This window comes from Streptomyces sp. NPDC007025 (assembly GCF_042869455.1).
GTDB lineage: Bacteria > Actinomycetota > Actinomycetes > Streptomycetales > Streptomycetaceae > Streptomyces.
This window is the reverse complement of record NZ_JBIAFT010000008.1, coordinates 266,675-282,672: the sequence shown is the minus strand read 5'-3', so window position 1 is coordinate 282,672 and position 15,998 is coordinate 266,675. Positions and strand designations below refer to the sequence as shown.

General features: G+C 71.5%; 12 protein-coding genes. 8 read left to right on the top strand and 4 right to left on the bottom strand.

All coding sequences use genetic code 11. From position 1 onward, the window contains the following. Window positions 1-521 precede the first annotated feature (521 nt). The 5 genes from ACFYMO_RS18025 to ACFYMO_RS18005 all read left to right on the top strand — a co-directional run bounded on the left by ACFYMO_RS18025 (window position 522) and on the right by ACFYMO_RS18005 (window position 7,537). Entirely contained in the window at window positions 522-932 is a 411-nt protein-coding gene (locus ACFYMO_RS18025; protein ID WP_366773879.1) for an SseB family protein, read from the top strand. Between the two features lie 2 nt (window positions 933-934). Next, a complete protein-coding gene (locus ACFYMO_RS18020) occupies window positions 935-1,507 on the top strand; it encodes a hypothetical protein (RefSeq protein WP_366773880.1) in 573 nt (190 codons plus the stop codon). Window positions 1,508-1,577: 70 nt separating this feature from the next. After that, window positions 1,578-5,954: a DUF6531 domain-containing protein gene (locus ACFYMO_RS18015; protein WP_388547315.1), complete on the top strand. Its 4,377-nt coding sequence runs from the start codon at window positions 1,578-1,580 to the stop codon at window positions 5,952-5,954. Next, a complete protein-coding gene (locus tag ACFYMO_RS18010) occupies window positions 5,947-6,444 on the top strand; it encodes a hypothetical protein (RefSeq protein WP_366773398.1) in 498 nt (165 codons plus the stop codon). The genes ACFYMO_RS18015 and ACFYMO_RS18010 overlap by 8 nt, the downstream gene beginning before the upstream one ends. A gap of 655 nt (window positions 6,445-7,099) precedes the next feature. After that, a complete protein-coding gene (locus tag ACFYMO_RS18005) occupies window positions 7,100-7,537 on the top strand; it encodes a hypothetical protein (RefSeq protein WP_388547312.1) in 438 nt (145 codons plus the stop codon). Window positions 7,538-7,701: 164 nt separating this feature from the next. On the opposite strand, the gene ACFYMO_RS18000 is transcribed toward ACFYMO_RS18005, so the two are convergent. The 3 genes from ACFYMO_RS18000 to ACFYMO_RS17990 all read right to left on the bottom strand — a co-directional run bounded on the left by ACFYMO_RS18000 (window position 7,702) and on the right by ACFYMO_RS17990 (window position 12,166). Continuing rightward, window positions 7,702-8,391: a response regulator gene (locus tag ACFYMO_RS18000; protein ID WP_388547309.1), complete on the bottom strand. Its 690-nt coding sequence runs from the start codon at window positions 8,389-8,391 to the stop codon at window positions 7,702-7,704. After that, the gene (locus tag ACFYMO_RS17995; RefSeq protein WP_366773395.1) at window positions 8,388-10,250 is read right to left on the bottom strand and encodes an ATP-binding protein; all 1,863 of its coding nucleotides are present in this window, start codon (window positions 10,248-10,250) and stop codon (window positions 8,388-8,390) included. Before ACFYMO_RS17995 ends, ACFYMO_RS18000 begins: the two co-directional genes overlap by 4 nt. Before the next feature lie 338 nt (window positions 10,251-10,588). Beyond that, window positions 10,589-12,166, bottom strand: coding sequence for a citrate:proton symporter (locus tag ACFYMO_RS17990; RefSeq protein ID WP_366773394.1), 1,578 nt, complete (start codon window positions 12,164-12,166; stop codon window positions 10,589-10,591). A gap of 437 nt (window positions 12,167-12,603) precedes the next feature. On the opposite strand from ACFYMO_RS17990, the gene ACFYMO_RS17985 reads away from it, so the two are divergent. Then, window positions 12,604-13,257 (top strand): alpha/beta family hydrolase, encoded by a 654-nt coding sequence (locus ACFYMO_RS17985; protein WP_366773401.1) that lies wholly within the window; start codon window positions 12,604-12,606, stop codon window positions 13,255-13,257. Window positions 13,258-13,334: 77 nt separating this feature from the next. Further along, window positions 13,335-13,985, top strand: coding sequence for a phosphoribosyltransferase family protein (locus tag ACFYMO_RS17980; RefSeq protein ID WP_366773393.1), 651 nt, complete (start codon window positions 13,335-13,337; stop codon window positions 13,983-13,985). A gap of 161 nt (window positions 13,986-14,146) precedes the next feature. Here ACFYMO_RS17980 and ACFYMO_RS17975 read toward each other — a convergent pair whose 3' ends face one another. Beyond that, on the bottom strand, window positions 14,147-15,100 hold the full coding sequence (locus ACFYMO_RS17975; protein WP_366773392.1) for an RNA polymerase sigma factor SigF: 954 nt from the start codon (window positions 15,098-15,100) through the stop codon (window positions 14,147-14,149). A gap of 476 nt (window positions 15,101-15,576) precedes the next feature. Between ACFYMO_RS17975 and ACFYMO_RS17970 the strand changes: the two genes are divergently transcribed. Beyond that, a complete protein-coding gene (locus ACFYMO_RS17970) occupies window positions 15,577-15,972 on the top strand; it encodes a hypothetical protein (protein WP_388547304.1) in 396 nt (131 codons plus the stop codon). The last annotated feature ends 26 nt before the right edge of the window (window positions 15,973-15,998 follow it).

Genomic DNA, 15,998 nt, shown 5'->3' with positions numbered 1-15,998 from the left:
GTGGGGGCACGCCCCTGTTGTTCTTCGGCTGTCGCCGAGAGGTCGTGTCGGGGGGCTCCGCCCCCCGACGGCCCCCCGCTAGTGGGCTTCGCCCCCTAGAACCCCCGTCCGCATCTGCGGCACCGTCCGGCTCCGGGCACCCTGCGAGGTGCCTCCGCCCCGGGTAGGGCCGGTGACAACCCTGCGGGCCGTCGGAGGGAAAGAAGCCTGCCCTTCGTCCTCCTGCAAGAACGACCCGCAGGGTTGTCACCGGCCGGATCGGGGACCCGGCCTCCGCGCCGCTGACACGTGTTCAGAGCGGTGGCCCCTGGGCGGCCGGGGGTCCTAGGGGGCGAAGCCACCTAGCGGGGGGCATACCCCCATCAACGAGTCGCCCCGCGACGTTCGCGAGGGCACCGTCACGGCTCCGTCACAGCGGCATGCTGGAGCCTTCTGAACTGCACTGGTGTCCTAGGGATGTGCGAATATCGCCCCGTACGGTCCGGCCGGATGTGCGGCCGGGGCAAGGGGGAGGGGGACCCATGTCGTTGCGCGATCTCGTCCACGACACCGCCGTGGCGCGGATGTCCGCGTCCGAGCGGCTGGACCGGCTGCGTTCCGCACGTCTGTACTTCCAGCGTCCTGAGAATCCCGGTTTCCTGGTGGCCGAGACGGTGGACGGCCCGGTGGTGCCGGTCTTCACCTCCTGGGAGCGACTGGCCCTGTTCGCCGGAGTGTGCGACTGGGCTTCCACCACGGCGGAGGACTTGGTGGAACTGCTGCCCGACGGCGTCCGGGCACTGGTGGACCCGCTGGGCGAGCACCCCTTCCTGCTGGACGCGGACCGGCTGACGCCGCCGGAGACGGCCGGGCCCGACGCCGACCAGGGGACCCCGAACGCGGAACCCGCGGACGCCGGGGCCGCGAACGGCGATGCCGCCCGGAGGGGGTGAGCATGTCGGGGGACGAGAAAGGCGCGTACGACGGCCCCAAACCCGGTGACGGGTACGCGATCGAGATCGCGGGCGTCCGCAAGATCCTCAAGCCGCTGGAGGAGTCGGTCGTCGCCGCTCGGAAGATCAAGGACGACTGGAAGTCGATGGCGAGCGGGATCAACAACGCGGCCACCATCGAGATCGAGAAGCCCGCCAAGGAAGTGCTCTCCGAGTGGGGCTTCGGGATGGGGCGGGTCGCCGAGCACACCGATGTGATCGTCGAGACACTGCGGCAGGTCATCGCCGCCTACATGCTGGCCGATCTGCTGCGGGTCAAGGATTTCTCGCCGACCGAGGACAACATCGCCAAGCTGCCGTTCGGTGAGCACGGACTGCGGGCGTGGCAGAACGGGGACCGCGGGAAGTTCGATCCGCCTCCGGAGATCTACCAGGAGCCCTGGCTGGACGACGGCAAACCGGGCGGCGACGGCACGACCGTCACGGGTGATCTGCCCACCAACCCGCGCTATCGGGTCGCGGGCGAGGGCGGCGAAGGCTGGGTGGTCGACGGCGGACAGGGGCCCATCGCATGACCTGGCCCTGCCCGACGCATCGACCTCGGACACTCCCCGCGGGACGCGGTGGTGGAAAGGACCCCCTCGTATGACGCAGAAGGACGCCATGGAGGGCGGCACAGCCGAACGCCTGCCGCCGCACGCCAAGCCCGACGAGGTCATACCCGGCGACCCGGACAAGATCGATGATCTGGTCGTCAAGCTGCGTGCCTACGCGGGTGCGTTCAAGGACGGCTACGACAAGCTGACCGATCTGTCCCTGCTGCCGTGGACCGGCGCCGGCTCGCGCAGCTTCGAGGACGCGAGCAAGAGCCTGCCCAGGGAACTGGAGTCCGCTCGCAAGTACTTCAAGTCGGCGGCCGGCGCACTGGACGCGTACGCGGACAAACTCCGCTCCGTCCACAAGCGGGTCAAGCCGATCATCAAGGACGCGGACGAGATCCGAGCCGCCTCCAAAGCCCACTGGAAGAAGGTCAAGGCGTACAACGACGCCGTGGACCGGGGTGACGAGACCCTTCCGGAGCGGCCGCCGGACGAGGATCCCATCACCGGGCTGGACTCCTGCTACAGCCGGCTGGACAAGCTGGAGAAGGAGCTCCAGGGCGTCGTCGACGACTCAAAGAGCAAGCTGGACAAGGCGGCGGAGAAGGCTCCCGATCCCCCGAAGGGCTGGAACCGCTTCAAGAAGGGTGCCAAGGACTTCTTCGGCGGTGCGGGCGACAGTGTCCACGGGATGTGGAAGCAGTTCGAGTACCTGACCGAGGACGGTCTGGACGGGGCGAGCCTCCAACTGGCGGGGATGGTGGACGGGGCGGCCTATGCGGCCCATCATCCCAAGGAGTTCGCCAAGGCGGTCGTCAACTGGGAGGAGTGGCAGCGCAACCCCTCCCGCGCGGCGGGACAGCTCACCCCGGACCTGCTCCTGGCGCTCGCCTCCGGCGGCGGGGGCGCGCTGCGCAAGGGCGGCTCGGCGGCCAAGAACGCCGCCCAGCGGCTCGCCGGCCGGGAGCGGGCCCTGCGGCGGGACGGCAGTGCGCGGGACCGGGCGGACGGGCCGGACCAGAGCGACGTGGGCAGCGGCGAGAAGAAGGGGCTCAACGAGCCTGTCGACGCGGCGACGGGTGAGATGTTCACCTCTGCCACGGATGTTGCTCTGCCCGGGGATCTGCCGTTGTCGTTGGAGCGGCATTATGTGTCGGGGCATCCGTGCGGGGGCTGGTTCGGGCCGACGTGGGCGGGGACGCTGGATCAGCGGGTGGAGCTGGACGAGCGGGGGATCGTCTTCGTCGCGGACGACGGAATGGTGCTCAGCTATCCGGTGCCCGAGGCGGACGTGCCGGCGCTGCCGGTCAGCGGGCCCCGGTGGCCGCTGTGCTGGGACGGCAAACCGGACGGCACGATGACGATCACCGTACCGGAGCGCAACCGCACCCTGCACTTCGCCCCGCTGCCGGCCGGAGGACGCGAACTGGCACTGCGGACGATCAGCGACCGGGCCGGCAACCGCATCGACATCACCTACGACCAGACCGGCGCACCGCAGCGGGTGACCCACTCGGGCGGCTACCGGATCGCGGTGGACACCGATGCGGACCTGATGCGGATCACCGCGCTGCGCATGCTGCACGGCCCGGACCAGGAGCGCAGCACCCTCCTGGTCTCCTACCGCTACGACCCGGCCGGGAACCTCGCCGAGATCCTCAACTCCACCGGCCAACCGCTGCGCTACCGCTACGACGAGGCCCACCGCATCACCTCGTGGACGGACCGCAACGGCACCGCCTTCGGCTACGTCTACGACCACCGCGGCCGCGTCCTGCGCACCATCGGACCCGACGGCACCTTCTCGGGCCGCTTCCACTACGACCAAGCGGCCCGCACCACCCGCTACACCGACTCCCAGGGCCACCAGTCCCTCTACGTCCACAACGAGGCCCACCGCATCGTCGCCGAGACCGACACTCTCGGCCACACCACCCGCACCGAATGGGACGCGGCCAACCGCCACCCGGTGGCCGTCACCGACCCGCTGGGCCGCACCACCCGCTACACCTACGACGAGGCGGGCAACCTCACCCGCATCCAGCGCCCCGACGGCAGCACCACCACCGCCCTCTACGACGACGACTGCCTCCCGCTGGAGATCCGCGACCCCAACGGCGGCCTGTGGCGGCACGCCTACGACGACCAGGGCAACCGCACCTCCACCACCGACCCGGCCGGCACCACCACCCGCTACACCTACAACCAGACCGGACACCTCACCTCCGTCACCGACCCCCTCGGCCACACCACCACCGTCACCCCCAACCCGGCCGGCCTCCCCACCGCCCTGACCGACCCCCTCGGCAACACCACCCACATCCGCCGCGGCCCCCACGGCCGCATCACCGCCCTCACCGACCCACTGGGCCACACCACCCGACACGGCTGGACCATCGAAGGCAAACCCGCCTGGCGGGAGTACGCCGACGGCGCCTGGGAGGAGTGGAAGTGGGACTGCGAGGGCAACCTCGTCTGCCACACCGACACAGCGGGTCACACCACGGAGTACACCCACACCCACTTCGACCTGCCCGTCACCCGCACCGACCCGGACGGCGCGAAGTACGCCTTCGCCTACGACACCGAACTGCGCCTGGTGCAGGTCACCAACCCGCAGGGCAGGACGTGGCGCTACGAGTACGACCCGGCCGGCCGCCTGATCGCCGAGACCGACTTCAACAACGCACGGCAGACCTACGAACTGAACGCCGCAGGCGACCTCCTGGCCCGCACGAACGCCATGGGCGAGCGGCTGACCTACACCCTCGACCCCCTCGGCCGCCCCGTCGAACAACGCGACGAGACCAGCGGCGAGGTGACCACATACGCCTACGACCCGGCAGGCGCCCTCGTCCACACAGCCAACGCGGCAGCGGAGGTGACGCTGGAGCGGGACGCACTGGGTCGGCTGCTGGCCGAGACGGTCAACGGACGCAGAACGTCCTACACCTACGACGCCTCAGGCCGCCGCACCGGCCGCACCACGCCCGCCGGGCACAGTTCGACCTGGTCTTTCGACGCCGCCGACCGCCCGACCACCCTCACCACCGACGGCGGACGCCTCTCCTTCACCCACGACGCGGCGGGCCGCGAAACACGCCGCGAACTGGTGGAGTCGGTCACCCTCACCCAGCAATGGGACACGACCCATCACCTCACCCGCCAAACGGTGCAGACGGCGCACGGGGACATCCTCCAGCACCGCGCCTACGCCTACCGCCCCGACGGCTACGTCACCGAGATCCGCGAACTGACCGCCGGGACACGCCGCTTCGACCTCGACCCCCTGGGCCGCGTCACCGCCGTCCACGCCCACGGCTGGACCGAGAAGTACGCCTACGACACAGCCGGCAACCAATCCCACGCCCAAGCCCCGGCCCACCCCGCAACAGGCGACCGCGAACACGACGGCACCCTCATCCGACGAGCCGGCCGCACCAGCTACGAACACGACACCGCAGGCCGCCTCACCCGCAAAACCCGCACACTCCTCAACGGCCAGACCCGCACCTGGACCTACGCCTGGAACAACCACGACCGCCTCATATCGGCAACCAACCCCAGCGGCGAGACCTGGCACTACACCTACGACCCACTCGGCCGCCGCCTCACCAAAACCGGACCCGAAGGACGCTCCACCACCTTCACCTGGGACGGCGCCCGCACAACAGAACAGACCACTCAGGACGGCACGACCACCACCTGGGACTACGCCCCCGACACCCATCGCCCCGTGGCCCAGACCACCCGCGACCCACTCGTCAGAACCCCGCAGTTCCACGCCATCATCACCGACACCGTGGGCACCCCCACCGAACTCCTCGCCTCCGACGGCACCCTCGCCTGGCAAGCCCGCACCACCCTCTGGGGCACCCCACTCCCCTCCCCCACCACAGCAGTCGACTGCCCTCTCCGCTTCCCCGGCCAGTACGCCGACCCCGAAACCGGCCTCAACTACAACTACTTCCGCTACTACGACCCGGAGACATCTGGCTATCTGTCTCCGGATCCGCTGGGGCTGAAGGCTGGACCGCATCACCTCCGATACGTCCCCAACCCGCTTGCTTTCACGGACCCACTCGGCCTGTACGACTGCCCCAAGGCAAATGTGGGACAGCAGGACCCGTCGAGCCAATCCGGGCATGTCGACCTCGTCGCGGACACCATCGCTGCCCACGCCAGCCACCGCTCGATTCCCGGTGTTGACGATTTGGACGTTCCCGAGCACCTGGAGGACGTGATGAGAGGTTCACCGGGATACCGCCTCCGCGACGGCCAAAGCAGGGATGGAAATGCCGTCCCTCGCTGGGCATGGTGGGACGATGCCACGGGAACGATGATCATCCGCGAAGGCGACCAGGGAACCTTCATGCAACCGAGCCGAGGGCACGATTACTTCATGGATCAACTCAATGAATAGGGAAAAAGTGCCGCAAGAGATTCGGACCCCCAGGACCGAGACAGCATTCTCCTCCCTCACCGAGGAAGAATTCAACGCCATCAAGGAGTGGGACGACGGCCGACTGCGGCTGGAAAAGAGCAGAGTAGCGCCGCATGTGGCTGCGCGCATGACCAGCCCAGCGAACTCCATTTTTCGCATGATGCGAGAATGGGAGATCATGGTCGCGTCGATGGAGGCGGACTGGAACGTAGAACCGCGGCCACTGCTCGACGACTACCTGCACGCGCTGGAGAGCAGGGCTGGACTGGAGAAAGCGCTGGATGAACTTCACCCCCTTCAGCGGGAGACGCTCACCCAGACACTTGCTTCCCTGGACCAGCACTTCCTGGAGTGCACCGAGGAGACGGGGGCGACCGGCGCAGGACTGCTAGAAAAATGGCTGGATCCGCTGCCGAAGCGCCCACCTGAGTGGCTGTGGAAGCGCTGTCCACGGGTATTCCCATGGTGAGTGCAAAGGAGTGAAGGGAGGCGGCTCTCCCGGATCCACGGGCAAGCGAACTTGAGACCGGACCCAGCTGATGAACGCTCCCATGCTCGTGAGGTAACGGGATGACCGACGAAGGCCACCCTGCCACAATCCACACATCCACGGGCACGTATCGGGGATGGCAGCTCTCGTGAGAGCGGTGTCGACGTCGACCTGGATCTTCGCATGCATTTGTTGCTCTACCCGTACGCCCCGAATATGTGGCGCACATGAGCAAAGAACACACCAGGCCAGATGGGCACTTGGAAGCCACCTGAACGTATCACCCACAAGTAATGGAAAAATAAAACCGAAAGGCCTCGCACAGCCCCCACTCGACCCGCAATCCACCAAACAGTGAAAGAATTTCTTTATTTCTACGCCGAGGTGCGCGTAATTGATTCCCCTGAGAGGCCCGAACTCGTGGGCTCTGTCGGAGCAGTTATAGGAATCACCGAAAATAGCACCCCAGCCGCACGTCCGTCCTACGCCGTAATGCTGGACAACTACGACCGAGTAATTCAATTCAATCACCGTCAGCTATCACCTACAGGTCACACGAGAGATCAAGAAGACTATTATTAGCGGGCGGTACCTGTTCGCATTTCCGGAACCGCTGAGTTCACGGAAGAGGAGCATGCGAGACATCGAAGCCCTGGACAGCCTGTGGGCGGAGTACTGCCTTCCGTTCTGTGACGCCCTGTATGTGCGCCAGGGCGAGCAGGCGCGGGCCTATGGCGTCTCGTACGACTCCGACCGGCCCGGGGGCCTGGTGATCGGGGAGTCCTTCGACCTCGCGGCGGAGTCGGCCGAGGACCCGGAGCGGGTCTCCTGGGTGGACGGGCAGCGGGAGGTGGAGCTGCCCGGTGGGGGACTCCTGTGGGCCGGCGAGGGTGACCAGGGGTCGCAGGGGTTCTTCGCACGCCTCGCCGAGGACGGAACCCTGGTGTGGGCGGTCTTCCTCACGGAGTCCAATCCGTTCACGGAGATCCGGCTGGTCGGGTGCGGGGCGACGTTCACCTCGACGGCCGGGGTCGCGGTCACGGTGGACATCGACGACCCCGCCCGACGCTGACAGAGCATTCGCGGAGCCCCGGCCCGACCGGCCGACGACCGTTGTCGCGTCGGGCACCTCGCTGAGTCCGGCGAAGCTTCCCCTGCCGCTGGACGACGTGGAGCTCCAGGTGCGGGACCTCGCGGGGAGGTCGAGTACCCCGGCGGTCCCGGCCGACCCCGCGCTCATCCGGCCGGGCCGCGCCAGTGGTAGAGGTGTACCGGGCGGCCGGTCTCGCCGTGTCTGAGGCGGTGGCGGACCAGCCCGGCGCTCTCCAGGAGTTTGAGGTAGCGCTGTGCGGTCTGGCGGCTGAGGCCGGCGCGGTCGGCGACTTCCTGGGCCGAGAGGGCGTCCGGGGCGCTGTGCAGCACCTCCCGCACCAGGTCGGCCGTCAGGACGGAGTGACCCTTGGGCAGGGTCTCCGCGGAGCCGGGCGGGGTGGGGGCGCCGAAGACGCGGTCCACCGTCTCCTGGGTGGCGCCGGACCGCGGGGCCGTCGCCAGTTCGTGGCGGAGAGCGGCGTAGCTGTCGAGCTTGCCGCGCAGATGGGCGAAGGTGAACGGCTTCACCACGTACTGCAGTGCGCCGTGCCGTTGGGCCGCCCGTACGGTCGCGGTGTCGCGGGCGGCGGTCACCATGATGACCTCCGTCTCCACGCCGAAGTCGTGCAGGCGGCGGAGGAGGGTGAGCCCGGACTCGTCCGGCAGGTAGTGGTCGAGCAGCACCAGGTCCACCGGATGCCGACGCAGGAAGCGCAGCGCGGCGGCCGCGCTGTGCGCGGTTCCGGCGACGCGGAAGCCCGGGACCTTGGCCACATAGGCGGCGTTGATCCGGACCACGTCCGGGTCGTCGTCGACGACCAGCACGTCGATCATGTCCGGGATCCCGTGTCGGATTCGGCTCCGGTGCGGGCGTCGGCTTCCGCGGCGGTCCCCGGTGGGTCGCCCTCCGGCGGTAGCCGATCCGCTGCCGCCGAGCCGGCCGCGGGGTGGACGGCAAGGGCTTCCGCGGGTGCGCCCCCGTGGACGCGGACCGGGGAGCCCGGCGGCGCGTGGGCGGTGTCCGTCAACGCCTCCGGCAGGACGACGCGGAACTCGGCGCCGCCCCCGGCACGCGTGTCGTCCCCGGCCCGCGAGTCGTTCGCGGCGGCGCCGACCCGTACCTCGCCGCCCGCGCGTTCCGCGAAGCGCCGGATCAGGGCCAGGCCGAGACCTCGGTGCGCCGTGCCGCCGCTCTCGTCGCCGTCCGCACCGCCGTCCGCGTCAGCATTCGCGGGGGCCTTCGTGGACCAGCCCTCCTCGAACACCAGCTTCCGGTGCGCGGCGGGGACGCCCGGGCCGGTGTCGCGTACGGCGAGCACCACCGTGCGGTCGTCCTCGGTGCGCAGCTCCACCTCGACCGCCGGGTCCGCGCCGCCCGCCGCCGCGTCCAGCGCGTTGTCCACCAGGTTGCCGACGACCGTGACCAGGCCGCTCGGGTCGGCCAGCCGGTCGGGCAGGAGGGAGCCGGGGTGGAGGCGGAGCGCGACGCCGCGTTCGGCGGCCACCGCCGCCTTGCCGACCAGCAGCGCCGACACCAGGGGGTCGTGCACGCGCTCGGTGACCTCTTCGGCCGTCGCGCGGTGCACTCCCAGCGCCTCGGTGACGTACCGCGCGGCCTCCTCGTGCAGGCCGAGTTCCAGCAGGCCGAGCAGGGTGTGCAGCCGGTTGGCGTGCTCGTGGTCCTGGGCCCGGAGGGCGTCGAGCAGACCGCGGGTGCCTTCGAGTTCGCGGCCGAGGCGTTCGAGTTCGGTGCGGTCCCGCAGGGTGGCGACGGCGCCGCCGTCCGCGGTGGGCATCCGGTTGGCGACCAGGACGCGGGAGCCGCGCACGGTGACCAGGTCGCGGCCCGCCACCCGGCCGGAGAGCACGTCGGCTGTCCGGCCCGCACCCAGGGCCTCGGTCACCGGGCGGCCGAGCGCGTCGTCACCGAGGCCGAGGAGCCGCCGGGCCTCGTCGTTGACGAGCCGTATCCGGCCGTCCGCGTCCAGCGCCACCACGCCTTCGGCGAGACCGTGCAGCATGGCCTCGCGCTCGGCGAGCAGTGCCGAGATGTCGGAGAAGGCGAGCGCATGGGTGCGCCGCCGCAGCCGCCGGGCGAGGAGGTAGGCGGCCAGCGCTCCCACGGCCAGTGCGCCGCCCGCGTATGTCAGCAGCTTGGGGACGAGCGCCAGCAGGCTCTCGCGGACGTTCGCGTAGTCGATGCCGACCGAGACCGCGCCGATGATCCGGCCGTCGGCGTCCCGCAGCGGGGCCTTGCCGCGTGCGGTGCGGCCCAGGGTCCCCTCGTCGATCTGGGCGACGTCCCGGCCTGCCAGCACAGCTCCCGGATCGGTGGAGACGTGCCGGCCGAGGGCCGAGGGCGAGGGGTGGGACCAGCGGATACCGCGCTCGTCCATGATCACCACGTATTCGGCACCGGTGGCGTGCCGGATGCGTTCCGCCTCGGTCTGCAGGGGGCCGCGCGGGCTGGGGCGCTCGGCTGCGTGTGCGGCGGCGGTCAGCTCGTGGGCCAGTCCCGGCCGGGCGGCGGTGGTCTGGGCGATCGCGAGGGCGCGGCGGGTGGCCTGCCGGTCGAGCTGATCGCTCAGCGGGGCCAGGAACACTCCGCTGACCAGCGCGGTCACGCCGACGACGAGAGCGAGCTGGGCCGTCAGCACATGCGAGGAGACGCGGCGTGGTGATCCGACGCGCATCCGCCCGCCTCCTCTCGTCCGCTCCCGTCGCCCGGTCGGGCCGTTCCCCTCGCCCGGTCGGGCCGTTCCCCTCGCCCGGTCGGGGCGTTCCCGCCGTCCGGCCCCGTCGTTCTGAGCCGTTCGGCCGGTCCGGCCGCATCCGCCCGGCGCCGGTCCCTGGTCCTGGTCCCGCTCCCGGTCCTGGCCCGGCCCGGTCGGCCGCGGCTTTCCGGTCCCGGCTCCGCGATGCCGGGAGCCGTCCGCCCGGGGCGGCCGAACCCGTCCGGAATCAGGTCTTCCGGTACTTCTTGCGAGGAAGCGTAGAGGACGGCCGCGGCGGGGTGTCCAGGAAAGCCCGGCTACATGATCCCGAAGAGCAGTCCCGCGCCCAGCACCGTCAGGGAGGTCAGCACCGCCCACTTGATCGTGAACCGGGTGTGCTCCCCGAACTCGACCTTCGCCATCCCGACCAGGACGTAGACCGCCGGGACCAGCGGGCTCGACATGTGCAGCGGCTGGCCGACGAGCGAGGCGCGGGCGATCTCCAGTGGGCTGACCCCGTGCGCGGCCCCGGCTTCGGAGAGGATCGGGACGATGCCGAAGTAGAAGCCGTCGTTCGACATCAGGTAGGTGAACGGGATGCTCAGGATCGCGGTGACCACCGCCATGTGCGGCCCCAGCGCGTCGGGGATCGCGCCGACCACGGTGCGCGCCATCTCCTCCACCATGCCGGTACCGGTCAGTACGCCGGTGAAGACGGCCGCGGCGAAGACCATGCCCGCCACGTTGAGCACGTTCTCGGAGTGCGCGGCGATGCGGGCCTTCTGGTCGGCCATGTCCCGGAAGTTGACCGTCAGCGCGACCGCCGCACCCAGCAGGAACAGCACGGGGATGGGGAGAAGCTGGGTGATCAGCAGGGCCAGGAGGGCGACGGTGAGGGCCGCGTTGAACCAGTAGAGCCTCGGGCGCAGTGTGGACCGGTGCGGGTCGAGCACCGCGGCCCCGCCCGCCGCGCTGCCGGAGGGTGCGGCATCGCCGCCGGTGCCGGGGAGCGCGGTGCCGCCGCTGCCTGTACCGGACTGTGCACCGCCGTCCGCACCCCTGGGCCGGCCGCCCGGGCCGCCGGGGCCCGCAGCGCCGCCGGGCCGCACCTTGCTCAGCGAGACCCGTCCGGCGCCCGCACGGGTCCCCGCGCCTGCGCCCACCAGTACGGTCTCCGCCTCGACGCCGGTCCCGGACCCGGCGTCGGGGTGGCCGCGCTCGTCCCGCTCGTCCGCATCGGCACCGGACGTTCCGGCCCCGGACGTTCCGGCCCCGGACAGCAGACCGAGGCGGCGGCGCTCCCGCAGGCCGAGGGCGTAGGAGAGGACCAGTACGCACAGCAGACCGACGGCGAGCGCGGGGATCATCGGGACGAAGATGTCGCCCGCGTCCACGTGCAGCGCGGTCGCGGCCCGCGCGGTGGGCCCGCCCCAGGGGAGGGTGTTCATGACGCCGTTGGCGGTGGCGGCGACACCGGTCAGCACGACGACGCTCATGCCCAGCCGCCGGTAGAGCGGCAGCAGCGCGGAGACGGTGATCATGAAGGTGGTCGAGCCGTCCCCGTCCAGCGAGACGATGGCGGCGAGCAGCGCCGTGCCCAGCACGATCCGCAGCGGATCGGCTCGGCAGAAGCGCAGGATGCCGCGGACGATCGGGTCGAAGAGGCCGACGTCGATCATGACGCCGAAGTAGATGATGGCGAACATCAGCATGGCGGCCGTGGGGGCGAGGTCGCCGACGCCGTCGAGGACGTACTCGCCCAGGTGCGCACCCTGTCCGACCAGCACGCAGAAGAGCGCGGGGATGAGCACGAGCGCGGCGATGGGGGACATCTTCTTGGCCATGATCAACACCAGGAAGGTGGCGATCATGACAAATCCGAGGATCGTCAGCATGGAAAACCAATCTCTCGCCCGCCGTGACGCGGCGGGGGGAAGCCGCCCGCGCCCCTGCCGTGTCCCGGCGGGGCCCGGTGCCGGTGACGGAGCGCCCGGTGGCGGCCCTGTGACGGGCCCCGGCGCCCTGCGGTCGCCCGACGGTAAGCAGCGCCGACTCGCCGTCACAAGGGCGTCATCCGCGAGCAATATGCGCGAAACCCCAGTTCACGCGGGGTGACCGAGGCTCCCGGGCGGCGGATGGCCGCGTCCCGACCCCTCGCGGCCGCCCGGGCCGGGGCGGCACCCGGGCAGCTGCGGGGGCGGTCGGGTGCGGGCGGGCCCGGGACCGGAGCCGTCGGGCCGGGTCGGCGCCGACCTGGTTGGACGCGGCGGGGCTGGGCACCCGGGGAGGGCACGCGGTGCGAGGGGAGTGAGAGGGCGTGCCTACGGAAACCATGGAAACGGTCCGGATCAGGACCGGCGGCGGAACGGTGCTCACCGGCGATCTCCAGGTGCCGGACCGGGTGACGGGCGCGGTGCTGTTCGCGCACGGCAGCGGCAGCTCGCGCTTCAGTCCCCGCAATCGCGCGGTCGCTGCCGCGCTGCGCGAGGAGGGGCTGGCCACCCTGCTGCTGGATCTGCTGACCGAGGACGAGGAGCGGATCGACGCCGCGACAGCCGAGCACCGGTTCGACATCCCGCTGCTGGGCCACCGTCTGGTGGCAGCCGTCGACGAACTGACGCGGCACGGGCGGACGGCCGGGCTGCCGGTGGGCCTGTTCGGCGCGAGCACCGGGGCGGCGGCGGCACTGACGGCCGCGGCCGAGCGGCCGGGCACCGTGTACGCGGTGGTCTCCCGCGGAGGCCGACCCGATCTGGCGGGCGACGCCCTGCCGCAGGTACTGGCCCCCGTACTGCTGATCGTCGGAGGCGACGACCACCAGGTGCTGCGGTTGAACGAGGCCGCCGCCGAGCGGCTGCGCGCCCCGCACCGGATCCACGTCGTCCCGGGCGCCACCCATCTGTTCGAGGAGCCCGGAACCCTGGAGGAGGTCGCGCGGGTGGCGGCCGGATGGTTCGCGCTCCCGCCCACCACGGACGGCGAATGAGGGTGCGGTCCGGGACGGGCCGCGCATCGGCCGGTGCCGGCCGGGCGCCGGCCGGACGTCGCGAGAAGGGAGCCGAGATGCGTTTCGCAGACCGCGTCCAGGCGGGCCGCGAACTCGCCGCGGAGGTGCGCCGGTTGCAGCGGACGGAGGAGTTGCGGGACCCGCTGGTGCTGGCGCTGCCGCGGGGCGGGGTACCCGTCGCCGCCGAGGTGGCACGCGCGCTGCACGCGCCGCTGGACGTGCTCGTCGCCCGCAAGATCGGGCTGCCGGGCCGGCCGGAGTACGGCGTCGGAGCCATCGCCGGGGAGGATCCGCCGGTCTACGACACGACGGCCCTGGAGATGCTCGGGCTCACCGCCGACCGGCTGTCCTCGACGGTGGCGCACGAGCGCACCGAGATGCACCGCCGCCAGGACCTCTACCGGGGCGGCCGCCCCGAACCGCGGATCGAGGGCCGCACCGTCGTCGTCGTCGACGACGGGCTGGCCACCGGCGTCACGGCCCGGGCCGCGCTGCGGCATCTGAGGCGGCAGCGGCCGGCCCGGCTCGTCCTGGCGGTCCCGGTCGGTTCGCCGCAGGCCGTCAGGGACCTCAGCCGCGAGGCGGACACCGTGCTCTGCCCGAACCAGCCGGCCGTCTTCGAGGCGGTGGGCCTCTGGTACCAGAACTTCCCGCAGATCACCGATGCGGAGGTGACCGAGGCCCTGCATGCGACGACGGCCGGGTGAGGCCCGCCCGCGAGCCCGCGCGGCCGGCCGGCGAGCCGGTGCCGCCGCTGCCGTACCGGCCGCTGTCGGCCGACAAGTCCCCGCCGAGGGCAACCGGGGCCCACGCAGTGCGGGCGCCCCCGGCGCCGAGGTTCCGGCGCCGGGGGCGTCCGACGGTGCCGTCAGGCGGCTGCCGCGGCGCCGGGGGTGGCCGCCGGGGCCCGGCGCGCGGCCTGCCCCGCACCGGGCGTCCGGCGGCTGCCGTGCCCGGTACCGGTGCGCCCGGTCCGGCCGGCGCGGCCGGAGTTCGCCTCCGCGGGGCGGCGTGCGGCCCGGCGCTCGTGTTCGACCTGACTGCGGACCCGCTCGCAGCTCTTGGACAGCAGCCGGGAGACGTGCATCTGGGAGATGCCCAGTTCCTCGCCGATCCGCGACTGGGTCATGTCGCGGAAGTAGCGCAGATACAGCACCTGCCGCTGACGCTCGGGCAGTTCGCGCAGGCACGGCTTGACCGCCTCCCGCGCCACCACCGTGTCGTACTCGGGCTCCGAGGCGCCGAGTGTGTCGGCGAGCGAGAAGCCGTCGTCGGCACTGCCCGCGACGGACGCGTCCAGCGACAGCGACCGGAAGCTGTCCAGCGCCTCCAGCCCCGCGGCCACGTCCTCCTCGGACATGCCGGTGTGCTCGGCGATCCTCGCCACCGACGGCGGCCCCTCCTCCAGGCCTGCGGTCAGCTCCCGCACGGCGTTCCGCACCTTGTTCCGCAGCTCCTGCACGCGCCTGGGGACGTGCACGTCCCAGGTGTGGTCACGGAAGTGCCGCCGGATCTCACCGGTGACGGTCGGCACCGCGAACGGCACGAACGGCGTCCCCTGCGCGGGGTCGTACCGGTCCACCGCCTTGACCAGTCCGAGCGCGGCGACCTGCTCCAGGTCCTCCAGCGACTCACCGCGGTTGCGGTACTTGGCGGCCAGCCGATGCGCCATCGGCAGCCACGCCTCCACCAGGCGGCCGGCCAGCTCCTCCCGCTCCGGGCCCTCGGGGAGTGCCGCCAGCCGCGCGAAGTCCTCCGCGGTGTCGGGTGCGTCGTCGTGGCTGTGGCGGGTGCGCTGCGGCCGGTACCTCACGGGGCACATGGGATCGGGCTCCTCCCGGTGTCGCTGACACGTGGACAACCGCGGGAGAAACGGCCCGGGTGACACACCCGGGGGACCCTGGGGGTCTCCTCCCGCGATGTGCCTGTACTCCCAAGCACGTGGAGTCTCGTGTATCCGACTCGGACGCCGGTAAACACCCCGAACCTGTCAGGTGGGCACACGATTCCGCGGGCCGCTTCCCCGGCGGCCCGGAATCGCCCGCCGTGCTCCGGAGGCGGCGCGGGCGGCCGATGCCCGGACTGCACGGGGGCTGCCCGGGCGTTCCTGGAAGTGTCCGGGGCTGCACGGGACTGTACGGAGTTTGTGCGGATCTGTGCGGGACGGTCCGAGCGCGCAGCGGCGGCGGGCCCGCGTGGAGACGGGCCCGGGGCCAGGGCGTAAGGTCGGCGTCCGGCCATCTGCATCCCTGTGGATGGCCGGTTGTTTGTCCATACCCTCACCAGGAGATTCTCCGCATGACGACCGACAGCGCCACCGGTCCGCCCATCTACAGCAGCCTGATCGAGGAGCACGGCGACGTGCCCGGCGATGTTCGCCAGGCCGCCGAGGCACTCACGCAGGAAGCCGAGCAGGCGGTGGACTTCTCACCCGTGCACCACCGCCACCCCAGTACCGGAAGACCCGAGTCAGCCGAGCCTCCGGCGACCGGTCCCGCGCCTGCCTCCGCTCCTGGCCCTGGTCCCGGACACGGTCCGGCACCGGCTCCGGCTCCGGCTCCGGCTCCGGCTGAGCAGGCACGCCGCACCGCACCGCCCGCACCCAAGGCGCCGGCCGGGCCCTCCGGCCCGCGAGCCGGTCAGCAGCCCGGCCGTCCGGCCCCGGAGCGGCCGCAGGAGTACGCGGCCGAGTAGTCGCTCCCACCGAGGCCCGGACCGGT